Consider the following 21251-nt stretch of genomic DNA (forward strand, 5'->3'; position numbering starts at 1 on the left):
TCCGGTACGGATGCAAACCCACCACGGGCATAACCGCCGCCCGAGCAGGTCAGCGCGGCCGCGTTAGGGTGAGCGCGTGGCCGAGACCGCGCCGCTGCGCGTGCAGTTGATCGCCAGGACGGAGTTCCTGGCGCCCGCCGACCTGCCCTGGAGCACCGACGCCGAGGGCGGACCGGCCCTCGTGGAGTTCGCCGGACGGGCCTGCTATCAGAGTTGGTCCAAGCCCAACCCGCGCACCGCGACCAACGCCGCCTACGTACGACACATCATCGACGTCGGGCATTTCTCGGTGCTCGAGCATGCGTCGGTGTCGTTCTACATCACCGGCATCTCCCGGTCGTGCACCCACGAGTTGATCCGGCACCGGCACTTCTCCTATTCGCAGCTGTCTCAGCGATTCGTTCCCGAGCACGAGGCTCAGGTGGTGGTGCCGCCGGGCATGGAGGACGACGCCGAGTTGCAGGAAATCTTCACCGAGGCCGCCGACGCCAGCCGGGCGGCCTATGTGGAGCTGCTGACGAAGCTGGAGGCCAAGTTCGCCGGTCAAGCCAACGCCGTGCTGCGGCGCAAGCAGGCCCGGCAGGCGGCCCGCTCGGTGTTGCCGAACGCCACCGAGACGCGCATCGTCGTCACCGGCAACTACCGCGCCTGGCGGCATTTCATCGCCGCCCGGGCCAGCGAGCAGGCCGATGTGGAGATCCGGCAGCTGGCCATCGAATGCCTGCGCCAACTGACCGCAGTGGCCCCTGCGGTGTTCGCCGACTTCGAGATCGCGACCCTCGCTGATGGCACCGAGGTGGCCACCAGCCCACTCGCTACGGAATCGTGAGGTCGAGCGGGTAATCTAGGCGCCGTGACGACCAGTGGATTCGACGCATCTGCCCGCTTTGGCACGGTGCTGACTGCGATGGCGACGCCGTACGGATCCGACGGCTCTGTCGACACCGACGCTGCGATACAACTGGCCACCCACCTCATCGATGCCGGCTGTGACGGCTTGGTGCTTTCGGGCACTACTGGTGAGTCGCCGACCACTGCGGACTACGAGAAGGTCACGATGCTTCGTGCGGTGGTCGACGCGGTGGGCGACCGGGCGCGCATCATCGCTGGGGCGGGCAGCAACGACACCGAGCACAGCGTGCGGTTGGCCGAGACATGTGCGGGGGTGGGCGCCCACGGGCTGCTGGTGGTGACGCCGTATTACTCGCGGCCTTCGCAGGCCGGCCTCATCGCGCATTTCACCGCCGTCGCCGACGCCACCACGCTGCCGGTGCTGCTCTACGACATTCCGCCCCGGTCGGTGGTGCCGATCCAGTCCGACACGCTGCGCACACTTGCCGAGCACCCCAACATCGTCGGGGTCAAGGACGCCAAGGGCGACCTGCACGCCGGCGCGCAGGTGATGGCCGAGACGGGGTTGGCCTACTACTCCGGCGACGACGCGCTCAACCTGCCCTGGCTGGCGATGGGGGCCACCGGGTTCATCAGCGTCATCGCGCACTTCGCCGCGAGCCAGTTGCGCGAGTTGATCACCGCTTTCCACGCCGGCGACATCGCCACCGCCCGCAAGGTCAACACCTCGATCGCGCCGCTCTGCAATGCGATGTCGCGGCTGGGTGGTGTGCCGATGGTCAAGGCAGGTCTGCGGCTACAGGGCATCGAGACCGGCGATCCACGCCTGCCGCTGGTGGCGCCGAGCCCCGACGAGGTCGACGCGCTGGCCGCCGATATGCGGGCTGCTTCGGTGTTGCAATAGTGGACGACCAACTCAAGCCCCCGGGACCGCTGGCCCCAGGTGCTCTGCGGGTCACCGCGCTGGGCGGGATCAGCGAAATCGGCCGCAACATGACCGTTTTCGAGCACCTTGGTCGGCTGCTGATCGTCGACTGCGGGGTGTTGTTCCCGACCCATGACGAACCGGGCGTCGACCTGATCCTGCCCGATCTGCGCCTCATCGAGAACCGCCTCGACGAGGTGGAGGCGCTGGTCTTGACCCATGCGCACGAGGACCACATCGGCGCGATCCCGTTTCTGCTCAAGATGCGACCCGACATCCCGGTCGTCGGGTCGAAGTTCACGCTTGCGCTAGTCGCCGAGAAGTGCCGAGAGCACCGCATCAAACCGGCGCTCATCGAGGTCGATGCAGATCAGAGCTCAACGCACGGGGTATTCGAATGTGAATACTTCGCGGTCAACCACTCGATCCCCGGCTGCCTGGCCATCGCGGTCCACACCGGCGCAGGCACGGTGCTGCACACCGGTGACATCAAGCTCGACCAGTCGCCGCCGGACGGCAAACCGACCGATCTGCCCGGGATGTCACGGCTCGGCGACGCCGGGGTGGATCTGTTCCTGTGCGATTCGACGAACGCCGAACTGCCCGGCGTCGGCCCGTCGGAAAGTGAGATCGGGCCGAACATGCACCGGCTGATACGCAGCGCGCAGGGCCGGGTCATCGTGGCATGCTTCGCCTCGAACGTCGGTCGTGTGCAACAGATCATCGATGCCTCCGTCGCGCTCGGTCGCAAGGTGTCGTTCGTCGGCCGGTCGATGGTGCGAAACATGGGAATCGCCAAGGAACTCGGCTATCTCAGAGTCGCCAACGACGACGACATCATCGACATCGGCGTAGCGGAGATGTTGCCGCCCGAGCAGGTGGTCCTGCTCACCACCGGCACACAGGGCGAGCCGATGGCCGCCCTCTCGCGGATGTCGCGCGGTGAGCACCGCAGCATCACGCTGACGTCCGGTGACCTCATCATCATGTCGTCCTCGCAGATACCCGGCAACGAGGAAGCGATTTTCGGCGTGCTGGATGCGCTGGCGAAGATCGGTGCGCGCGTCGTGACCAACCAGCATGTCCGCGTGCATGTATCGGGTCATGCGTACGCCGGTGAACTGTTGTTCCTCTACAACGGAGTACGGCCGCGCAACGTCATGCCGGTGCACGGCACGTGGCGGATGATGCGCGCGAACGCGGCGCTGGCCGAGCGCACGGGAGTACCGGAGGAACACATCGTGCTGGCAGAAAACGGTGTCAGTGTCGACCTGGTGAGCGGTCGGGCGTCGATCGCCGGCGCGGTGCCGACCGGCAAGATGTTCGTCGACGGGTTGATCACCGGCGACGTCGGTGAAACCGTGGTCGGCGAACGTCTCACGCTCTCTTCGGGTTTCATCGCGGTGACGGTGGTGGTGCGGCGCGGAACCGGGCGTGCGACCGCACCCGCGCACCTGCACTCGCGCGGATTCTCCGAGGATCCGAAGTCGCTGGAACCCGCCACGCGCAAGGTGGAGGAAGCGTTGGAAGCCCTTGCCGCCGAGAACGTCACCGACGTCACGCGCATCGCCCAAGCTGTGCGCCGCGCGGTCGGCAAGTGGGTGGGGGAGACCTACCGTCGTCAGCCGATGATCGTGCCGACGGTCATCGAGGTCTAAGCGCTCGGCGATGCGCGGCAGGCGATCTCAGCGCTTGTTGACCGATCCGGCGTCCACCGGCAGCGCCACCCCGGTCACGTAGCGCGCACCGTCGGACACCAACCAGGCCACCGCGTCGGCGATGTCCTCGGCTGAGAGCACCTGGACCGGCAACGCGTTGCCCATGTCCTGCGGTGACTTCTCCTCGATGCTGCCCAGCCACTGCCGCGTGGCGTCGTTGTTGATCATCGGGGTGTCCACGCCGGCCGGATGAATGGAGTTGACCCGGATGCTGTGCTGGGCAAGCAGATTGGCGTAGATGCGCATCAAACCGACGATCCCGTGCTTGGCGGCGACGTACCCGATGGCGCCGGCGTCGTCGCTGCCGACGCCGATCAACCCGGCCACCGAACTGGTGAGCACGATCGAGCCGCCCTGGCCCTGCTGCACCAACGTCGGGATCGCGACCTCGACGGTGTGGTGCACGCCGGTGAGGTTGACGTCGATGACGTCGCGCCAGCCGTCGGCGCCGGACTGCATAGGCGCGATGCCGGCGTTGGCGATGACGATGTCGAGCCGTCCGAGCTCATCGATTCCGGCCTGCAGCGCCGAGGCCAGTGCGCCCTGATCGCGAACGTCGGCCTGGCGGGCCACGATTCGCGCCCCGGTGTCTTCGACCAGCTTGACCGTCGCCGCGAGATCGTCAGGGTTGGCCAACGGATAGGGCACCGACGCGATCTGTTCGCAGATGTCGACCGCGATGATGTCGGCGCCATCGAAGGCCAGCCTGACCGCCTCCGCGCGGCCCTGGCCGCGCGCGGCGCCCGTGATGAACGCAACCTTGCCGTCGAGGCCGCCCATCAGCTGCGGAGCTGACCCTTGCTCGGATCACCGGCGACCACCGGTTGCAGCATCTTGATGTCCGGCGCACCGTCCAGGTGCTCACCGACCGTGCCGAACAGGGTCGCGACCGCGGGCGCGGCGCTGTGCGTCTGCAGGGCGTCGGCATCGGCCCACTGTTCGACGAACACGAACGTGCCGTCGGCCTCGTGCAGCGCATACAGCTCGCAGCCGGGCTCCTGGTGCACCGCCTCGACGGCCTTCTGGCAGGCCGCCCGCACGGTGTCCACGGACTCCGGCTTGGCGGTCATGGTTGCGACGACGACGATCGGCATGGGCGATGAGCTCCTCGATGAGTGCCTGCTGGACGAGTGCACAGCCTACTGCGCGCCGCTCACCCCACGTCGACCTAGACCTGCTGCGGGACGATAACGGCCATACGCAGGGAAAATGTGCTTCGGCGCGATATGCGTGCTTGGAACCGAAGCGATACCTATCTGTGACCAGTGTGGCAGATGTTGTTTCTGGGGCTGTTGCGACTAGGCTGGCAGGCATGGCTAGCAAGACCGTGGCGCGTTCTGGAACCCGTTCGAACAGGTCAAAGGCCGGTTCACGGGGCGGGTCGCGCTCGGCGCCACGGCGCAAGCCGGCGCCGCGGCGGCACCCGTCGCCGGTGGCCACCGCCGGCGCCACCGTGGGCCGCGGCATGCGGGCAGGCTGGCTGATGCTCGCCAAGGGCGCGGGGTCGACGGCCCGTTCGGTGGGACGCGCCCGCGACCTCGAACCGGGACACCGCCGCGACGGCATCGCGCTGGCGCTGCTGGGCATCGCGGTGGTGATCGTCGCGAGTTCCTGGTTCGACGCGGCCCGGCCGGTCGGGGAGTGGATCGACACCTTCCTGCGGGTGCTCATCGGTTCCGCGGTGGTGCTGCTGCCGATCGTGCTGGTCGCGGTGGCGCTGGTGCTGATGCGCACCGAACCCGATCCCGACGCCCGGCCGCGTCTGGTGCTCGGCGCGGCGATGATCGCGCTGCCGGCTCTGGGCCTGTGGCATCTGTGGGCCGGCTCGCCCGCCGATCCGGCCGCCCGCCAGCACGCCGCCGGGTTCTCCGGGTTCGCGATCGGTGGTCCGCTCTCTGATGGGCTCACCCCGTGGATCGCGGCGCCGCTGCTGTTCATGGGGGTGCTCTTCGGTGTGCTGCTGGTCACCGGGACGACGATCCGTGAGGTGCCGTCGACGCTGCAGATGATGTTCTCCACGCGCGGCTTCGGTGGTGAGCACGACGACGAGGACTACGCCGACGAGGACGATGCCGTCGCCGCGCAGCCCGATGATTTCTCCGACGGCTACTACGACGACCCGGCCGGCTACGGCGACGACGGGGCGCAGGCGTGGCCGACGGGCTCGCCGATGGACAACTACCCGATCGACGACGAGGCCCCCACCGTTCCGGAGCCCACCGTGCGGCCGCGGAAGAAGAAGCCCACCAAGAAGCAGGCGCTGTCACTGGACCGCGTGGTCGAGGGTCCCTACACGCTGCCCCCGCTGGACCTGCTCATCGTGGGCGACCCGCCCAAGCTGCGTAGCGCGGCCAACGACCGGATGGTCGACGCCATCAACGAGGTCCTTCAGCAGTTCAAGGTCAACGCCTCGGTCACCGGCTGCACCCGCGGCCCGACCGTCACCCGCTACGAGGTCGAGTTGGGCCCGGGCGTCAAGGTCGAGAAAATCACTGCGCTGCACCGCAATATCGCCTATGCGGTGGCCACCGAGAGCGTGCGGATGCTGGCGCCGATCCCCGGCAAGTCGGCGGTGGGTATCGAGGTACCCAACACCGACCGGGAGATGGTGCGCCTCGCCGACGTGCTGACCGATCCGTCCACCCGCGGCGACCACCACCCGTTGGTGATCGGGCTCGGTAAAGACATTGAGGGCGAATACATTTCGGCGAACCTCGCGAAGATGCCGCACCTGCTGGTGGCCGGCTCGACCGGCTCGGGTAAGTCCAGCTTCGTCAACTCGATGCTGATCTCGCTGCTCGCGCGGGCCACCCCGGAAGAGGTCAGGATGATCCTGATCGACCCGAAGATGGTGGAACTCACCCCCTACGAAGGCATTCCGCACCTGATCACGCCGATCATCACGCAGCCGAAGAAGGCCGCCGCGGCGCTGGCGTGGCTGGTCGAGGAGATGGAGCAGCGCTACCAGGACATGCAGGCCTCGAAGGTGCGTCACATCGACGACTTCAACAAGAAGGTGCGCTCCGGAGAGATCACCACGCCGCTGGGCAGCCAGCGCGAGTACAAGCCCTACCCGTATGTGGTGGCGATCGTCGACGAATTGGCCGACCTGATGATGACCGCACCGCGCGACGTCGAAGACGCGATCGTGCGCATCACACAGAAGGCCCGCGCGGCGGGGATCCACCTCGTGCTGGCCACCCAGCGGCCCTCGGTCGACGTGGTCACCGGCCTGATCAAGACCAACGTGCCGTCCCGGTTGGCGTTCGCGACGTCGTCGCTGACCGACAGCCGGGTGATCCTCGACCAGCAGGGCGCCGAAAAGCTGATCGGCATGGGCGACGGGCTGTTTCTGCCGATGGGCGCCAACAAGCCGATCCGGCTGCAGGGCGCGTTCATCACCGACGACGAGATCCACGCCGTCGTCGAGGCCACCAAGGCCCAGGCCGAGCCCGAATACACCGAGGGCGTCACCACCGCGAAGACCACCAGCGAACGCACCGACGTCGACCCCGACATCGGCGACGATATGGATGTCTTCCTGCAGGCCGTGGAGCTGGTGGTGTCCAGCCAGTTCGGCTCGACGTCGATGTTGCAGCGCAAGCTGCGGGTCGGCTTCGCCAAGGCCGGCCGGTTGATGGACCTGATGGAGACCCGCAACATCGTAGGCCCCAGCGAAGGCTCCAAGGCCCGCGAGGTACTGGTCAAACCCGACGAGCTGGCGGCCACGCTGGCGTCGATCCGCGGCACCGGCGACGGCGGTGACGAAGAGGACGAGGACGCCGAGTGACCCCAGCTGGCGCCGAGATCGACGAAATGGCGGATTTCATTCGGGCTTTGGCGCCCGGCTGTCCCGTTCGGCGAGGGTGAGGAGCATGCGGGTGTTGCCCAGGATGTTGGGCTTGACGAAGGACAGGTCGAGGAACTCCGCGACACCGGTGTCATAGGAGCGGCACATCTCTTCGTAGACCTCCGCGGTCACCGGTGTGCCGTCGATCTCGACGAACCCGTGCGCGGTGAAGAACTCCACCTCGAAGGTGAGCACGAAGATGCGCTCCAGGCGCAGTTCCTCGGCCACTGCCAGCAGCTGGTCGACGATCGCATGCCCGATGCCGCGACTGCGCACTTTTGGATGCACCGCCACGGTGCGCACCTCGCCGAGGTCGGACCACAACACGTGCAGCGCCCCGCAGCCGATCAGCTCGCCGTCCAACTCGGCCACCCAGAACTCCTGGACCGCCTCGTAGAGGTTCACCAGGTTCTTCTCCAGCAGGATCTTGCCGGCGTAGATGTCCACCAACCCTTTGATCGCGGGCACGTCCGAGGTCCGCGCTCGCCGCACGACGACCCGATCGGGATCTGCGCTCACACGTGGAGGGTATCGGTTTGAGCAACCGATATTCTGTGGCGGTGCCGGGCCAACCTCATACTGATCCGCTGGTTCCGCGCGCCCGGGTGGCGAACATCGCAAACATGCTCACCGGCGTGCGGATGGCGTTGGTTCCGGTGTTCGTGGCTTTTCTGTTCGTCGCCGACGGCCATGAAACGTTCTGGCGGATAGCCGCATTCGTGGTATTCGCGGTAGCGGTGATCACCGACCGGTTCGACGGCGCGTTGGCGCGCAGCTACGGCATGGTCACCGAGTTCGGCACGCTCGCCGATCCGATCGCCGACAAGGCGCTGATCGGCGCCGCGCTGATCGGGCTATCGGTGCTCGGTGATCTGCCGTGGTGGATCACCGTGGTGATCCTGGCGCGCGAGATCGGCATCACCGTGCTGCGGTTCGCGGTGCTGCGCCACGGCGTCATCCCGGCCAGCCGCGGCGGCAAACTCAAGACTTTGGTGCAGGCCGTGGCGATCGGCCTGTTCATCCTGCCGCTTTCGGGCGCCTGGCTGGCCGGCGCGTGGGTGGTCATGTGGGCCGCGATCGTGTTGACCGTGCTCACCGGCGTCGACTACGTCATCTCGGCGGCCAGGGATTCCCGGGCCCGGGCCTGACCGCCTTTTGCAGTTGATCTGCGCGATCCGGGAACCATCCCCGTGCTGCGCAGCGTTGGCATATATGAACCCCTCGACCCGACTTCGTAAGGAGAGCACGATGACGGCATTGCTGCGCGAGGTGATCGGCGACGTGCTGCGTCGTGCCCGGATCGAGCAGGGTCGCACGCTGCGCGAAGTGTCCGACTCCGCGCGCGTCAGCCTCGGCTATCTGTCCGAGGTGGAACGCGGCCGCAAGGAAGCCTCCAGTGAGCTGCTCAACGCCATCTGCGGGGCCCTGGACGTCCCGTTGTCGCGGGTGCTGTCGCACGCCGGCGAGGAGATGGAGCGCGAGGAGCACGCCGCGTTCACCGGTGCGGGCGCGGCCAACATCGACGCCAGCACCAAAGTCGTCATTCCCCAGGTCGTGTCGATGGCGGTGGCCTGAGCCGGTTCTGGGTGTGGCGACCGGTGCCGAACCGATAGATTGGGCAGGACGGTGACCCCGGGCGCCGGCGAGTCCGAGAAAACCACAGACACGAAGGCGGAATGATCCATGGCCAATCCGTTCGTCAAGGCGTGGCGCTACCTGATGGCGCTGTTCAGCTCCAAGGTCGACGAGTACGCCGACCCGAAGGTGCAGATTCAGCAGGCCATCGAGGAGGCGCAGCGTCAGCACCAGACGTTGACCCAGCAGGCCGCCCAGGTCATCGGTAATCAGCGGCAGCTGGAGATGCGGCTCAACCGCCAGCTCGCCGATATCGAAAAGCTGCAGGTCAACGTCCGTCAGGCCTTGACCCTGGCCGATCAGGCCACCGAGGCCGGTGACGCCGCCAAGGCCACCGAGTACAACAACGCCGCCGAGGCGTTCGCCGCGCAGCTGGTGACCGCCGAGCAGAGCGTCGAAGACCTCAAGGGCCTGCACGACCAGGCGCTTCAGGCAGCTGGTCAGGCCAAGAAGGCCGTCGAGCAGAACGCGATGATGCTGCAGCAGAAGATCGGCGAACGCACCAAGCTGCTCTCCCAGCTCGAGCAGGCCAAGATGCAGGAGCAGGTCAGCGCGTCGCTGCAGTCGATGAGCGAGCTCGCCGCGCCGGGCGCCACGCCGAGCCTCGACGAGGTGCGGCAGAAGATCGAGCGCCGCTACGCCAACGCCATGGGTTCGGCCGAGCTGGCCCAGAACTCGGTGCAGGGCCGGATGCTCGAAGTGCAGCAGGCCAGCGTGCAGATGGCCGGCCATTCCCGGCTGGAGCAGATCCGGGCCTCGATGCGCGGCGAGCAGCTGCCCGCCGGTGGCACCGCGACGCCCGCTCCGGCCAAGCCGGCCACCGACCAGCAGGCGGCACCGGAAAACCCGCTGTCCCAATAGATTCGTTTGGAAGCACGATGAACCCACGCTCGAGTCGACCAGAGGCCTGGCGGTCGTTGCTGCAGCGTGGGGTCGACACCGCCGCCGAGTGGTCCGACGTGCTGGCCGAGAAGCTCAACGCCGCATCCGATCCGCGCGCCAAGCTGTTGCGGAAGCGGCGCTGGGCGCTGCGGCTGGCGCTGTTCTTCGCCGTGTCGTCGGTGTTCTGGATCGCGGTCACCGCGGTGGTGGCGTCCTGGAGCACCCCGGCGTGGGTGCTGTTCATCCCGATTCCCATCGCTGCCGGTGCGGCGTTCCTGGCGACCCTGACGTTCCTGCGGTATCGATGGCTACGACGCGAGCCATTGCCGCCGCAACGCTCCCGCGCCGCGCGCCGGCTGCCGCCGTGGGGTTCGGCGGCGCGGCAACCCATGGCCGCGCTGGCGTCCTCAGAGCGGGGACTGTTCTCGCTGCTGGGCGTCATGGAGCGAGGCCGGATGCTGCCGCCCGAGGAACTGCGCGAACTGACCGCCGCGGCCCACCAGACGGCCGCGACGATGGCGGCGACCGCCACCGAGGTGGTGTCGATGGAGCGCGCGGTCCGATCGGCGCCGCAGTCGCGGGTGCACCTGGCGCCGACCATCAACGCCTACACCGCCCAACTTCACCAGGGCGCGCGACAGTACGACGAAATGGTCGACGCCGCAGCGCAACTGGTTTCCGCGGTCAACGCCGGGCCGATGTCGCGCTCGCCGATGTCGCAGCAGCGCTACCGCGAGCAGCTGTCCAATGCCACGGACCGGCTGTCCGGATGGGCGCAGGCGTTCGACGAGTTGGGTCAGCTGCGCGGCGCGTAATCGCTTAGATGTCGTGTGAACTCGGCGGGCCCGAGCGGGGACCAAAGCGGTCGATGTAGGCCTGGTGGACGTGCGCCTTCTTGCGGCGTGAGATCTCGTCGACCAGGGCGGGGTCCAGGCCGTGTTTGGCCAGCATGTGCCGGCGCCACACCTTGTTGAGGGCGTGCGAGAAGTAGACGAACGGGATCAGGATCGGCAACGTCATCGTCAGGTGCACGTCCAGCGTCGTCGGGATGAACCAGAACGGCGCCACCACGATGAAGGCGGGGATGAAGACGCGGATCATCATTCGGCGCGTCGCGCCCTCGCCGGCCAGGTCGTTTCGCACCCAGTCGCGCATCGAGTCGGGTAGGCGCCGCCCGTAGCTGTACCCGATGTACTCCCACAGGTTGGGCCGGGTGCGTGTTTCGGTGGTCATATTGACTACCAATGTTACCGACCCGTGGTTACATTCCCGCCCGCAGCGACGGGAACACCGTGGCGACCAGACCGCGCACCGTGCCCTTGAGGAAGTCCAGCGTGTCGAAGTAATCGCGCCACAAGGTGATGCGCCCGCCGTGCACCTCGAACGTGCCGCACACCCAGAACTGGATCCGGAGCGGGCCGAACACCAGCGCGTCGGTGCGCTCGGTCAGCACCGCGCTGCCTTCGCCGGCGATGCGGTGGATCTTGACCTCGAAGCCGGCGCGGCCCTGACCGCGCCGCATCATGTTCACGATCCGTTGCCGACCGCGGATGGTCGGCAATCCGACGTTCTGCCACTCGATCCCGTCGGCGAGCGATCTGTCGACGGTGTCGAAGTCCTCGTCCTGTAGCGCGTAGAGGAACGTCTCCACCGTGCGCACGTTGTCGAGGTCGGGTCTCAGTGCGGCAACCTGGTCGGTCATGGCAGCCAGCCTAGTGCGCCGGACCTGTGGCACGGTAGGCCAATGCGCGTCGCGATAGTTGCCGGACCCGATCCCGGGCACGCCTTTCCGGCGCTCGCGCTGTGCCTTCGGTTTGTGGACGCCGGGGATGCGCCGACGCTGGTGACCGGCAAGGAATGGCTGGACACCGCCCGCGCTGTCGGGGTGGAGGCCGTCGAACTCCTCGGGCTCGACGCGACCGATCTCGACGACGACACCGACGCCGGCGCCAAGATCAACCAGCGCGCGGCCCGCATGGCCGTGCAGAACGCGCCGCAGCTGCGCGCGCTGGCCCCGGACCTGGTGGTGTCGGACGCGATCACGGTCGCCGGCGCGTTCTGCGCCGAACTGCTGGGTCTGCCGTGGATCGAGTTGAACCCGCACCCGCTGTACCGGCCGTCGAAGGGGCTGCCGCCGGTGGGCAGCGGGCTGGCGCCGGGGGTCGGGATGCGGGGCCGGCTGCGTGACGCGGTGATGCGCGCGCTGAGCGCCCGGTCGTGGCGCGAAGGGCTGCGACAGCGCGCGGCGGCCCGCGCCGAAATCGGTTTGCCACCAACCGATCCGGGACCCCTGCGGCGGCTGATCGCGACGCTGCCCGCGCTGGAGGTGCCACGCCCCGACTGGCCTGCCGAGGCCGTGGTGGTCGGGCCGCTGCACTTCGAGCCGACGTCCTCGGTGCTGACGGTGCCGCCTGGTGCGGGTCCGGTGGTGGTGGTCGCCCCGTCGACGGCGACGACGGGGACCGGCGGGCTGGCACAGGTGGCGCTGGAGGCGTTGAGGCCGGGACAGACGCTCCCCGAGGGTTCCCGGCTGGTGGTGTCGCGGCTGTCCGGTCCCGACGTACCGGTGCCGCCGTGGGCGGCCGTCGGCCTGGGCCGCCAGGATGACCTGCTGGCCCACGCCGACGTGGTGGTGTGCGGCGGCGGGCACGGCCTGGTGTCCAAGGCACTGCTGGCCGGGGTGCCGCTGGTGGTGGTGCCCGGTGGTGGTGATCAGTGGGAGATCGCCAATCGCGTTGTGCGCCAAGGTAGTGGACAGCTGGTGCGCCCGTTGACCGCGGACGGGCTGGCGTCGGCGGTGGGTGAGGTGTTGTCGGCGCCGCGTTACCGCGACGCCGCGCGCCGGGCCGGCGCGTCGGTGGCCGACGTCGAGGATCCGGTACGTGTGTGCCATAACGCGCTGACGTAAGTTTGAGTGGTGCGTTTGACCGAATTCCACGAACTCGTCGAGGGGCAGTTCGGCCCCGTGCGCGGCGCGTCGATCGTCGTCGACCACGTGCTGAGCGGGTTGGGCGGTCGCACTGGGGCGCAGGCCATCGAGGACGGCGTCGACCCGCGCGACGTCTGGCGCGCGCTGTGCGCGGACTTCGACGTGCCGCGCGATCAGTGGTGACCGGGACAGCCGCGAGTGTGCGGATTCATACGCGTGCCTCGGCGTGTTGCGGATGAAACCGCACATTCGGCTCAGAAGCGTCTACTGCTTGTCTTCGGCGCGACCCACGCCTGACACGTGAGCCGGACCCGCCCGGTCGTCGTCGCTGTCACGCTCGGATGTCTGCGACGCCGCTTGCTCTTCCGCCGGTGACACAGTGGCTCCGCCCGCGGTCTGGCCGGGTGCCGGCGATTTGTAGTCGGGGTCGCTTGTCGGCGCGCTCGCGCCGCCCGATCTGGCCCCTAAAGCCTGAGTCCGGTCGTCGGTGTCGGCCGACGCCTTACGGCCCTCGTACGGTGGCACCTCCGACTCGACATCGCGCGGGGGTTCGGTGGTGAAGCCCGTTTCGAAGTCGGGCTTCTCGCCGCTGCCGTACGCGGGGACGGACTCGTCACCCTGGTATTCACCCGACGGCCGATCCGCCGGCCCTCCGGACGGCACGTCCGAACCGGTGTCTCGCGATCCCTTTTCTTCCGGCTCTGTCATGGCTATTTACTCCTCACCTTCGCCGCATGGGCTGCGGCGACGTTCTCGATCGGTGCCCATCACTAGCCGCGCTGCCCGAGTACTAGCGCGGTTTCCCGGTGCAACCGCCCAAAGTTGTAGTACGCCGCGCAGGCGCCCTCGGCCGAGACCATGCACGTGCCGATCGGCGTTTCCGGTGTGCACGCGGTGCCGAATACCTTGCACTCCCATGGTTTGATGACGCCTTTGAGTACCTCACCGCACTGGCACGCCTTGGGGTCGGCGACCCGCACGCCGGGCATCTCGAACATGGCCTCGGCATCGAATTGCGCGTAGTCATGGTGAATCTTGAGCGCGCTGTGCGATATGAATCCCAGACCGCGCCATTCGAAGTGTGGACGCAGTTCGAACGTCTGCGCCATGAGCTTCAACGCCTGGGTGTTGCCTTCGGGGCGTACCACCCGGGTGTACTGGTTCTCGACCTCGCAACGGTCGTCCCGGATCTGCTGCAGCAACATGTGAACCGACGCGAGGATGTCGAGCGGTTCGAACCCAGCCACCACGATCGGCTTGCCGTACACGTCGGGTACGAAGCGATACGGGCGCAAACCGACCACCGTCGACACGTGGCCCGGCCCGAGGAACCCCGACAGCCGCAGATCGGGGGATTCGAGGATGGCCTTGATCGGCGGGACGATCGTGACGTGGTTGCAGAACACATGGAAGTTCTTCACCCCCAACGTGCGTGCGCGCACCAGCGTCACGGCCGTCGACGGTGCGGTGGTTTCGAAGCCGACGGCGAAGAACACCACGCGCCGGTCAGGGTTGTCGATGGCCACCTTGAGCGCGTCGAGCGGTGAGTAGACGAACCGCACGTCGGCACCACGGGCCTTGGCGGCGATCAGGGTGCCGTTGGATCCGGGCACGCGCATCATGTCGCCGAAGGTGGTGAAGATGATGCCGGGCTGTTCGGCCAGCCACATCGCGTCGTCGATCCGGCCCATCGGGATGACGCACACCGGACATCCCGGGCCGTGCACCAGTTCGACGGACTCGGGCAACAGATGCTCTATGCCGTGCCGGTAGATGGTGTGGGTGTGGCCGCCGCACACCTCCATGAACTTGAACTCGTCATCACCGGCGAGTTCGGTGATCGCTTTGACCAATACCCGCGCGGCTGCCGGGTCTCGGAACTCGTCGACGAACTTCATATCAGACCTCTCAAGCGATCTCGGATGCGTTGAACGCTTCGATTTCGTTCACGTAGTCGGTGCCCATCTTCTGCACCTGATCAAGGGTCATCGCGGCCTCGCGTTCGTCGATCTTGGCCATCGCGAACCCGACGTGTACCAACACCCAGTCACCCACTTGCAGGTTGTCGTCGGCGAGCAGCCGCACGCTGATGTTGCGGCGCACACCGTTGACGTCGACCTTGGCCAGGGACTGTTCGGCGTCGACGATGTCGACCACCTGCCCCGGAATGCCAAGACACATCGTCGGTCTCCTCTCAACAGATTCGAGGCAGCGGATCACCGACGAGCATGTCGACGATCCGACTGCCACCGAAAGACGTTCGCAGCGCCACAATTCCGGGCGGCTCGGAAACGATCTCGCCGACGACGGCAGCGTCGGAGCCGTGAGGGTGCGTGCGCAGCGCGGATACGGCCGCTTCGGCTTCGTCGGCCGGGACGACGGCGACGAACTTGCCTTCGTTGGCCACATACAACGGGTCGATGCCGAGCATGTCGCATGCGCCGAGCACTTGCGGCGCGACGGGGATCCTGTCCTCGTCGAGGACCAGTGCGAACGGGTGGTCCTTGACCAGTTCGTTGGCCACCGTGCCGACGCCGCCGCGGGTGGGGTCTCGCATCCACCGCGTCGAAGGCGCCGCCGCCAATAGCGCTTCCACCAGTTCGTGCACGGGTGCGGTGTCGGAGGCGATGTCGGCGTCGATCGCCAGATCGCCGCGCGCCAACATGACCGCCATGCCGTGCTCGCCGATGGTCCCGGACAACAACACCTTGTCGCCGGGTTGGACGAGGTCGCCGGAAAGCTTTCTGCCCGCTGGTATCACACCCACACCCGAGGTACAGATGTAGACGCCGTCGGCGGCGCCCTTGTTGACCACCTTGGTGTCGCCGGTGACGATCGCGACGCCGGCGTTGGCTGCCGCTTCGCTCATGTCAGCGACGATCCTGCGCAGTTCGGCGATTCCGAAGCCCTCTTCGATGACGAAGGCCGCCGACAGCCATTGCGGCCGTGCTCCCGACACGGCGAGGTCGTTGATTGTTCCGTGCACCGCGACGTGACCGATCGATCCGCCCGGAAAGTGCCGCGGCGAAACGACGTACGAATCGGTGGAGAACGCCAACCGCTCACCCGTTGGCGTACACAGTGCGGCAGCGTCACCGAGTCGTTCGAGTTCGTCGTTGCGGAACGCCTCCAGGAATACCGCGTCGACCAACGCCGCTGACGACTTGCCGCCTGCGCCATGGGCGAGCGTCACCACGTCATCGAGCAGGCGTGGCCGGCGCTGGCGGTGTCTGTCGATGCGTTCGAGCACCCGGTCTTCGCGCTGCGCAGCGCTACGCGCGCCGTCGACTGTTCCAGTCATCGTGTGTGCACTCCGTTACGGGGACGGGCCATGTGGTCTTGGGCGACCGACCAGAGTCGGTACCCGAGCATGGCGTGGCTTTCCTGGATGCGGTGAATGCTCTGGGAATGCACGGTGAAGCAGTGGTCGAGATCTTCGGCACTGGCCATCCAGCCGCCGTCGTGTCCGGAGAACCCGACCGTGAGTAGACCCCGCTGCTTGGCCTCGGTGATGGCGGTCATCAGGTCCTCGGAATTACCCGATGTGGACAACGCGATCGCGATGTCGCGGTCGCGGGCGTGGGCGATGATCTGGCGTTTGAAGATCAGCTCGAACCCGACGTCGTTGCCCAGCGCGGTGACCACGGCGTTGTCGGCGGCTAGCGACCACGCCGGCACCGGGCGTCCGCGGGCGGGACGGCTGAACAACGATGCCAGCGTCGCGGCGTCGGTGGAGCTGCCGCCGTTTCCGAATGTGTAGAGCCGTCCGCCGCGGCGAAACCGATCAGCCATCTCGATGCCTGCCGACTTCAGCGCATCGTGGTACTCCTCCGACGATTCGCGTTGCAGCCGGGCGCTTTCGGCGGCCTTACCACGCGCGGAGGCGGCCAGATCGTCGAGCAGGCTTGCCGCGTCGGTCTCCTCGGATTCGATGAAGGGATACAGGAATCCGGTGCTTTCCGCGCCTGTCATCGGTTCACCTCCTCGTCGATGTCGTCGAGGCGCGATATGGCCGCGCCGGCGTGCACGAGCACGAGGTCGTTGGGGGCGACGCCACCGAGTAGCGTGACGTCTATCCATTCCTCGCCTTCGGCCGTGCGTACGAGTGCCTGATCGGTTGCGGCAGTGGGTTCGAGGAGTACCTCGGCAACCCGGCCTTGATCGCTGCAGGTGATGCAGACGTCGTCGGTGCACTCGGCTACCGCGGATGTCAGCAGCCCGGAATGCTCGAAGCAGACGTGGGTGAGCTCCCAGAGCAGGTGATAGATCAACACGAACGTTCCGGTGGCCGGCAGCATCGGATCCTCGGAGTCGATCCACAGGATGTGATCTGCTGCGCCGGCTGACGGACGCGGTCCGGAACCGATCCACAGGGTAAGCACACCCCAGGCGGGTGCGCGACGCATGGCGTCGACGACGGCAGGTTCGTCGGCGGACGCGACCGCGATCAGCAGGTCGCCGGGTTGACTGGCCACCCGCGCTTGCGCCACCGGATCGGGTTCGACGAGTGCGACCGATGGCAGCGCGCGCTTGCCCATGATCACCGGATGGACGAACTCGACGGCGACGTGGTGTGCGTGCGGTTCCCACTGCGGTGAGACGACCCAGAGGGTGGCGCCATGGTGAAACCGTCGCGCCATCGCCAGCGCGGCTGCGGCCAGATCGGCGGACAGTGCGGCATCGATGTAGGATCCACCAGGTCGTGTGGCGGTGGTCACGTCAGAACTCCCTGCCTGGTAAGCGAATTGACGAGCCCCAGCGTGGTGCGGGTGGCAGCTTCGAGCGCAGCGCACTCGGCGTCGGTCAGGGTTGCGCACACCCAGTCCCAGTGCGCCGAGACGACGGATCCCGGTGTCGGCGCGGAGGTCAGGGATACGTCGCCCTTCGTCCAGTGCAGGGTCTCGCTCGACGGCGCGCCGAGCAGCAGCGTGCCGTCATCGAATAGCAGTGGGCTCGACGAGATCACCGCGCGCTGATCGTCGACGGATTCGACGGTTCCCCAGCGGATGCGGCAACTCTGCATGACGTGCACGGCGGTGGTGGGGTCGCGGCCGAGGAAGCGCACCCACGGATAGACCACGAACACGTGGAAGCTGTGATGTGCCAACACATCCGATCGGGGTGGAACCAGGTCGAGCAGTCCGGTGACCTGGCCGGTGAACGCCGAGCGTAGCCGGGCGAGCAGTGCGTCGGGATCCACCTGGCCAAGCGCCGGGCCGCCGACCCAGTAGCTGTCGATCACCTGCTCGTTCAGCGCGTCGGAGCCGAGCACTTCGGCGATGGCCTGCAGGTACGGCCAAGCCCCGTCGAACTCGGGGACGTGCGCGGCGAGCCCAGAAGTACCGCCACCGTCGCTGGGACCGCAATAGCCCAGTTCGTTCGGCGGGTAGGCGTACCGCCCGAACAGTGTCTGGCCCGTCGTCAACGCACTCATCCGGAATTCCCCACCAGCAACTGACCCAGGGCGATGCCGCCGTCGTTCGGCGGCACACGGTGATGGGTGATGGCCCCGAAACCGTTGTCGCGCAATTCCTGCAGGGCAAACTTCAGCAGCGTCGCGTTCTGGAACACCCCGCCCGACAGCGCAACCGTCGACGAGATCTCCGACTCCGCGCATGCGATTCGGCCGATCAGCTGCGCGACGGCGCGGTGGAACCGGGCGCCGATGATGCCGGTCGCCACCCCGGCGCGCCGATCGGCGATCACCGCCCGAAGCACCGGCGCCGGATCGATCACATCGTCATGCAGCGTGAACGCGTAAGCGCCTGTGTCGCCGCCGCCCTCGCGGGACAGGCCTTCCAGCTCGATCGCTGCTTGCGCCTCGTAGGCGACCACCTGGCGCACCCCGGCCAGCGCTGACACCGCGTCGAACAGGCGTCCCATGCTCGATGTCGGTACACAGCCGAAGCCGGTGTCGAGTTGACGCATCAGCACTTTTCGTTCGTCGGGCGGACAGGCGGCGATCGGCGCCAGGTCGGCATCCCACGGTATGCCTGCGGCCCACAGGTGCGAAAGCGCCATCCGGTACGGCCGCAGCACGCTGATATCGCCGCCGGCCATCGGCACATACTTGAGGTGCGCCAGCCGCTGGAAGCCCTTGTAGCCGGCCAGAAGTACCTCGCCGCCCCACACCGCGCCGTCGGCGCCGTAACCCGTTCCGTCGAAAGCGAACCCGAGTACCTGCGCCGAGTTGTCAAGACCATGTTCGGCCATCACGGCCGCGATATGGGCGTGGTGGTGCTGGACCGTGCGCACCGGCCGGTCGGCGGCGTTGCGGTGCGCCCATCCGGTCGAGCGGTACTGCGGATGGGCGTCGGCGACCAGCAGCTGCGGTGAAACCGCGGTGAGCGCTTGCAGATGCTGCCGGGCCGAGTCGAACGCCGACAATGTCGCCAGATCGTCCATGTCGCCGATGTACTGGCTCAACCACGCGTACTTCCCGTCGGCGACCGCCATGGTGTTCTTCAGGTCGGCGCCGACGGCCAGGGTCGGCGGCACCGGCACCGGCAATGCGATCGGCAGCGGGGCATAGCCGCGGGACCGGCGGATTGGCAACTCGACACCGGCAACGGCCCGCATGACGGAGTCATCGCACGGCACCAGGATCGCGCGGTCGTGGGTCAGCCAACCGTCGGCGAGGTACGAAAGTCGGTCGAGCGCATCGTCGTCGGCGAAACAGATCGGCTCGCCGGCCAGGTTGCCCGAGGTCATGACCATAACGGCCGGGCCCCGGGGGTCGCCGGGCAGGCCGAACAACAACGGGTGCAACGGCGCATAGGCCAGCAGGACGCCCAGGTCCGGGTTGTGTGGGGCAACGGCGTCGGCCACGGGAGCGTCGGACCGTCGAGGTACCAGCACGATCGGACGCTGCGGACCTGACAGCAGTCGCGCCGACGCGTCGTCGACCTCGGCGATGTCGCGGGCGGCGGCGAGGTCCGGCACCATCACCGCGAACGGCTTGTCGCCGCGACGTTTCCGCGACCGCAGCGCGGACACAGCGCGGGCGTTGCCCGCGTCGCAGGCGAGGTGGTAGCCGCCGATGCCCTTGACTGCCAGCACGCCGCCGTCACGCAGCAACGCTCGCGCGTGCTGGAGAGCAGCTTCGCCCGTCGATGAGTTGGCGGACCCGTCCCGATAGGTCAGCGTGGGTCCGCAGTTCGGACAGCAGATCGGTTGGGCGTGGAACCTTCGGTCGCCGGGATCGTGGTATTCGCGGGCGCATTCGGGACACATCTCGAACGCGGCCATCGTGGTGGATGTGCGGTCGTACGGTAGCGAGCCGATGATCGTGAAGCGGGGACCACAGTTGGTGCAGTTGATGAACGCGTGCCGGTAGCGTCGGTCGCAGGGATCGGCCTGTTCGGTGGCGCATTGCGTGCACATCGCGACATCAGGTGAGGTCAGGGTGCGCCCGCCGTCGGTGCGCGCGGTGTCGGCGATGACGAACCCGGTGCCGCCGACCAGTGGAATTCGCTGGGCGGTGAGGGATTCGATCACCGCCAGCGGCGGTGGATTACCGCGCAGTCGGCTGAGGAAGCTTTCGACGTCACCGGCGTCGCCCTCGACTTCGACGACGGCACCGGCGCTGTCGTTGCGCACACAGCCCGAAAGTCCGAACGCGGCTGCGCACGAGTAGACGAAGGGCCGAAACCCCACGCCTTGTACGACGCCGCCTACGTCAACCCGCAACCGCACCCTGCTGGTCATGGCGGGTCCTCGACGCCTTGACCGCGGCCCATGAGTTCAAGACCCGACATCGCCGCGTCGGCACCGGCTTTGTCGGTTTTGTCCACGACGAATCCCATGTGGATGATCACCCAGTCGCCGGCGGCAAAGGTTTCCTCCGGGAGCATGCCGACGTTGACCTTGCGCTGCTCACCGGCGACATCGACGAGGGCCAGTTGGTCGCCGTACCCGTCGAGCATGCGCACCACCTGTCCCGGTATCCCCAGGCACATGGTTCAGCCCCCCTTCACCGTCGACCGCGCCAACAGGTCGGCGACCACGTCGGCGACCGCTTGCACCGCGTCGGGAACGGCGCCCGCCACGGCGCCGGACAGGCCGATGCCCTCGTTGACGTCGGCGACCTCACAACCGATCACCACCGTGTGCGGCGGCGTGCCGCCCAGCGACACCAAGTTCGCGAACACCGCCTGCGGATCCATCGCGTGTCCGTCCAGACCCGGTTCAGCGGTGGGGGTTTCGTGATCGGATTCGAAAACATGCAACGTTCCCGGTGCACCCTGGTTCGGTACGGCATCGACGAGCACCAGCGCCTCAACGCCGTCCAGCAGGTCATAGGCCAGGTGCACGCCGCGGATCCCGTAATCGATGACCCGCACCCGCGGGGCTTCGAGCGTGTTGTGCACGCGGCGGATCACCTCGGAGCCGAAACCATCGTCGCCGAGAAAGATGTTGCCGATGCCCGCTACCAGAATCTGAGACGTGATGACACCTCGG

Annotated in this window: 24 protein-coding genes and 1 pseudogene; 10 read left to right on the forward strand and 15 right to left on the reverse strand. The window is 67.4% G+C overall.

What is annotated here, in order from left to right; translation table 11 throughout:
- Nucleotides 1-76: 76 nt before the first annotated feature.
- From thyX to ABQE93_RS15265, 3 genes are read left to right on the forward strand one after another with little or no spacing between them, the layout of a single operon-like run.
- On the forward strand, nucleotides 77-829 hold the full coding sequence (thyX, locus tag ABQE93_RS15255; protein ID WP_448408168.1) for an FAD-dependent thymidylate synthase: 753 nt from the start codon (nucleotides 77-79) through the stop codon (nucleotides 827-829).
- Between the two features lie 24 nt (nucleotides 830-853).
- Entirely contained in the window at nucleotides 854-1756 is a 903-nt protein-coding gene (gene dapA / locus ABQE93_RS15260; RefSeq protein WP_448408166.1) for a 4-hydroxy-tetrahydrodipicolinate synthase, read from the forward strand.
- A complete protein-coding gene (locus ABQE93_RS15265; protein WP_448408165.1) occupies nucleotides 1756-3435 on the forward strand; it encodes a ribonuclease J in 1680 nt (559 codons plus the stop codon). The genes dapA and ABQE93_RS15265 overlap by 1 nt, the downstream gene beginning before the upstream one ends.
- Before the next feature lie 27 nt (nucleotides 3436-3462).
- Here ABQE93_RS15265 and ABQE93_RS15270 read toward each other — a convergent pair whose 3' ends face one another.
- Together ABQE93_RS15270 and ABQE93_RS15275 are read right to left on the reverse strand one after the other, a co-directional pair.
- Nucleotides 3463-4275 carry a mycofactocin-coupled SDR family oxidoreductase gene (locus tag ABQE93_RS15270; protein WP_448408164.1) on the reverse strand — a complete coding sequence of 271 codons (813 nt, stop codon included), beginning with the start codon at nucleotides 4273-4275 and terminating at the stop codon, nucleotides 3463-3465.
- Complete coding sequence (locus ABQE93_RS15275) at nucleotides 4275-4589, reverse strand: putative quinol monooxygenase (protein WP_448408162.1); 315 nt, start codon at nucleotides 4587-4589, stop codon at nucleotides 4275-4277. The genes ABQE93_RS15270 and ABQE93_RS15275 overlap by 1 nt, the downstream gene beginning before the upstream one ends.
- A 158-nt stretch (nucleotides 4590-4747) precedes the next feature.
- On the opposite strand from ABQE93_RS15275, the pseudogene ABQE93_RS15280 reads away from it, so the two are divergent.
- Nucleotides 4748-7285: pseudogene (locus ABQE93_RS15280) on the forward strand (DNA translocase FtsK); the annotation flags it as partial.
- Between the two features lie 36 nt (nucleotides 7286-7321).
- Here the strand turns inward: ABQE93_RS15280 and ABQE93_RS15285 are convergent.
- Entirely contained in the window at nucleotides 7322-7837 is a 516-nt protein-coding gene (locus ABQE93_RS15285) for an amino-acid N-acetyltransferase (protein WP_448408693.1), read from the reverse strand.
- Nucleotides 7838-7905: 68 nt separating this feature from the next.
- Between ABQE93_RS15285 and pgsA the strand changes: the two genes are divergently transcribed.
- From pgsA to pspM, 4 genes are all read left to right on the forward strand, one after another.
- Nucleotides 7906-8493, forward strand: coding sequence for a CDP-diacylglycerol--glycerol-3-phosphate 3-phosphatidyltransferase (gene pgsA, locus ABQE93_RS15290; protein WP_448408160.1), 588 nt, complete (start codon nucleotides 7906-7908; stop codon nucleotides 8491-8493).
- A 100-nt stretch (nucleotides 8494-8593) separates the two neighbouring features.
- On the forward strand, nucleotides 8594-8920 hold the full coding sequence (gene clgR / locus ABQE93_RS15295; RefSeq protein ID WP_448408158.1) for a transcriptional regulator ClgR: 327 nt from the start codon (nucleotides 8594-8596) through the stop codon (nucleotides 8918-8920).
- Nucleotides 8921-9028: 108 nt separating this feature from the next.
- Nucleotides 9029-9841, forward strand: coding sequence for a phage shock protein PspA (gene pspA / locus ABQE93_RS15300; protein ID WP_448391026.1), 813 nt, complete (start codon nucleotides 9029-9031; stop codon nucleotides 9839-9841).
- 17 nt (nucleotides 9842-9858) lie between these two features.
- Nucleotides 9859-10677: a phage shock envelope stress response protein PspM gene (pspM, locus tag ABQE93_RS15305; protein ID WP_448408156.1), complete on the forward strand. Its 819-nt coding sequence runs from the start codon at nucleotides 9859-9861 to the stop codon at nucleotides 10675-10677.
- Nucleotides 10678-10681: 4 nt separating this feature from the next.
- Here the strand turns inward: pspM and ABQE93_RS15310 are convergent, their stop codons facing one another.
- Together ABQE93_RS15310 and ABQE93_RS15315 are read right to left on the reverse strand one after the other, a co-directional pair.
- Nucleotides 10682-11095 carry a DUF5313 domain-containing protein gene (locus tag ABQE93_RS15310; RefSeq protein WP_448408154.1) on the reverse strand — a complete coding sequence of 138 codons (414 nt, stop codon included), beginning with the start codon at nucleotides 11093-11095 and terminating at the stop codon, nucleotides 10682-10684.
- A gap of 28 nt (nucleotides 11096-11123) precedes the next feature.
- The gene (locus ABQE93_RS15315; protein WP_448408153.1) at nucleotides 11124-11564 is read right to left on the reverse strand and encodes a limonene-1,2-epoxide hydrolase family protein; all 441 of its coding nucleotides are present in this window, start codon (nucleotides 11562-11564) and stop codon (nucleotides 11124-11126) included.
- Nucleotides 11565-11606: 42 nt separating this feature from the next.
- Between ABQE93_RS15315 and ABQE93_RS15320 the strand changes: the two genes are divergently transcribed.
- Both ABQE93_RS15320 and ABQE93_RS15325 read left to right on the forward strand, forming a co-directional pair.
- Nucleotides 11607-12770, forward strand: a complete 1164-nt coding sequence (locus tag ABQE93_RS15320) for a glycosyltransferase (protein WP_448408151.1) — start codon at nucleotides 11607-11609, stop codon at nucleotides 12768-12770.
- A gap of 9 nt (nucleotides 12771-12779) precedes the next feature.
- Nucleotides 12780-12974: a DUF3046 domain-containing protein gene (locus ABQE93_RS15325; protein ID WP_448408149.1), complete on the forward strand. Its 195-nt coding sequence runs from the start codon at nucleotides 12780-12782 to the stop codon at nucleotides 12972-12974.
- Nucleotides 12975-13055: 81 nt separating this feature from the next.
- Here ABQE93_RS15325 and ABQE93_RS15330 read toward each other — a convergent pair whose 3' ends face one another.
- From ABQE93_RS15330 to ABQE93_RS15375, 10 genes are all read right to left on the reverse strand, one after another.
- Nucleotides 13056-13499 carry a hypothetical protein gene (locus ABQE93_RS15330; RefSeq protein ID WP_448408147.1) on the reverse strand — a complete coding sequence of 148 codons (444 nt, stop codon included), beginning with the start codon at nucleotides 13497-13499 and terminating at the stop codon, nucleotides 13056-13058.
- Nucleotides 13500-13561: 62 nt separating this feature from the next.
- Nucleotides 13562-14689, reverse strand: a complete 1128-nt coding sequence (hypD, locus tag ABQE93_RS15335) for a hydrogenase formation protein HypD (protein ID WP_448408145.1) — start codon at nucleotides 14687-14689, stop codon at nucleotides 13562-13564.
- Nucleotides 14690-14699: 10 nt separating this feature from the next.
- The gene (locus ABQE93_RS15340; protein WP_448408144.1) at nucleotides 14700-14972 is read right to left on the reverse strand and encodes a HypC/HybG/HupF family hydrogenase formation chaperone; all 273 of its coding nucleotides are present in this window, start codon (nucleotides 14970-14972) and stop codon (nucleotides 14700-14702) included.
- Nucleotides 14973-14985: 13 nt separating this feature from the next.
- Nucleotides 14986-16092, reverse strand: a complete 1107-nt coding sequence (hypE, locus tag ABQE93_RS15345; protein ID WP_448408143.1) for a hydrogenase expression/formation protein HypE — start codon at nucleotides 16090-16092, stop codon at nucleotides 14986-14988.
- Entirely contained in the window at nucleotides 16089-16763 is a 675-nt protein-coding gene (locus tag ABQE93_RS15350) for a D-sedoheptulose-7-phosphate isomerase (RefSeq protein ID WP_448408141.1), read from the reverse strand. The genes hypE and ABQE93_RS15350 overlap by 4 nt, the downstream gene beginning before the upstream one ends.
- On the reverse strand, nucleotides 16760-17509 hold the full coding sequence (locus tag ABQE93_RS15355) for a HypC/HybG/HupF family hydrogenase formation chaperone (RefSeq protein ID WP_448408139.1): 750 nt from the start codon (nucleotides 17507-17509) through the stop codon (nucleotides 16760-16762). The genes ABQE93_RS15350 and ABQE93_RS15355 overlap by 4 nt, the downstream gene beginning before the upstream one ends.
- Nucleotides 17506-18225, reverse strand: coding sequence for a DUF6390 family protein (locus tag ABQE93_RS15360; RefSeq protein WP_448408137.1), 720 nt, complete (start codon nucleotides 18223-18225; stop codon nucleotides 17506-17508). The genes ABQE93_RS15355 and ABQE93_RS15360 overlap by 4 nt, the downstream gene beginning before the upstream one ends.
- Complete coding sequence (hypF, locus tag ABQE93_RS15365; protein WP_448408135.1) at nucleotides 18222-20498, reverse strand: carbamoyltransferase HypF; 2277 nt, start codon at nucleotides 20496-20498, stop codon at nucleotides 18222-18224. The genes ABQE93_RS15360 and hypF overlap by 4 nt, the downstream gene beginning before the upstream one ends.
- Entirely contained in the window at nucleotides 20495-20749 is a 255-nt protein-coding gene (locus ABQE93_RS15370; protein WP_448408133.1) for a HypC/HybG/HupF family hydrogenase formation chaperone, read from the reverse strand. The genes hypF and ABQE93_RS15370 overlap by 4 nt, the downstream gene beginning before the upstream one ends.
- 3 nt (nucleotides 20750-20752) lie before the next feature.
- Complete coding sequence (locus ABQE93_RS15375; RefSeq protein WP_448408691.1) at nucleotides 20753-21241, reverse strand: hydrogenase maturation protease; 489 nt, start codon at nucleotides 21239-21241, stop codon at nucleotides 20753-20755.
- Nucleotides 21242-21251 lie beyond the last annotated feature (10 nt).

This window comes from Mycolicibacterium sp. XJ662, assembly GCF_053484035.1.

Excerpts from the sequence above, each read along its gene's own strand:
- ABQE93_RS15360 (WP_448408137.1), bottom strand. The coding sequence starts at position 18,225 with ATGAGTGCGTTGACGACGGGCCAGACACTGTTCGGGCGGTACGCCTAC.
- ABQE93_RS15315 (WP_448408153.1), bottom strand. The coding sequence starts at position 11,564 with ATGACCGACCAGGTTGCCGCACTGAGACCCGACCTCGACAACGTGCGC.
- hypE (WP_448408143.1), bottom strand. The coding sequence starts at position 16,092 with ATGACTGGAACAGTCGACGGCGCGCGTAGCGCTGCGCAGCGCGAAGAC.
- clgR (WP_448408158.1), top strand. The coding sequence starts at position 8,594 with ATGACGGCATTGCTGCGCGAGGTGATCGGCGACGTGCTGCGTCGTGCC.
- pspM (WP_448408156.1), top strand. The coding sequence starts at position 9,859 with ATGAACCCACGCTCGAGTCGACCAGAGGCCTGGCGGTCGTTGCTGCAG.
- pspA (WP_448391026.1), top strand. The coding sequence starts at position 9,029 with ATGGCCAATCCGTTCGTCAAGGCGTGGCGCTACCTGATGGCGCTGTTC.
- ABQE93_RS15350 (WP_448408141.1), bottom strand. The coding sequence starts at position 16,763 with ATGACAGGCGCGGAAAGCACCGGATTCCTGTATCCCTTCATCGAATCC.
- ABQE93_RS15370 (WP_448408133.1), bottom strand. The coding sequence starts at position 20,749 with ATGTGCCTGGGGATACCGGGACAGGTGGTGCGCATGCTCGACGGGTAC.
- ABQE93_RS15320 (WP_448408151.1), top strand. The coding sequence starts at position 11,607 with ATGCGCGTCGCGATAGTTGCCGGACCCGATCCCGGGCACGCCTTTCCG.
- ABQE93_RS15340 (WP_448408144.1), bottom strand. The coding sequence starts at position 14,972 with ATGTGTCTTGGCATTCCGGGGCAGGTGGTCGACATCGTCGACGCCGAA.
- ABQE93_RS15270 (WP_448408164.1), bottom strand. The coding sequence starts at position 4,275 with ATGGGCGGCCTCGACGGCAAGGTTGCGTTCATCACGGGCGCCGCGCGC.
- hypF (WP_448408135.1), bottom strand. The coding sequence starts at position 20,498 with ATGACCAGCAGGGTGCGGTTGCGGGTTGACGTAGGCGGCGTCGTACAA.
- ABQE93_RS15310 (WP_448408154.1), bottom strand. The coding sequence starts at position 11,095 with ATGACCACCGAAACACGCACCCGGCCCAACCTGTGGGAGTACATCGGG.
- ABQE93_RS15330 (WP_448408147.1), bottom strand. The coding sequence starts at position 13,499 with ATGACAGAGCCGGAAGAAAAGGGATCGCGAGACACCGGTTCGGACGTG.
- ABQE93_RS15275 (WP_448408162.1), bottom strand. The coding sequence starts at position 4,589 with ATGCCGATCGTCGTCGTCGCAACCATGACCGCCAAGCCGGAGTCCGTG.
- hypD (WP_448408145.1), bottom strand. The coding sequence starts at position 14,689 with ATGAAGTTCGTCGACGAGTTCCGAGACCCGGCAGCCGCGCGGGTATTG.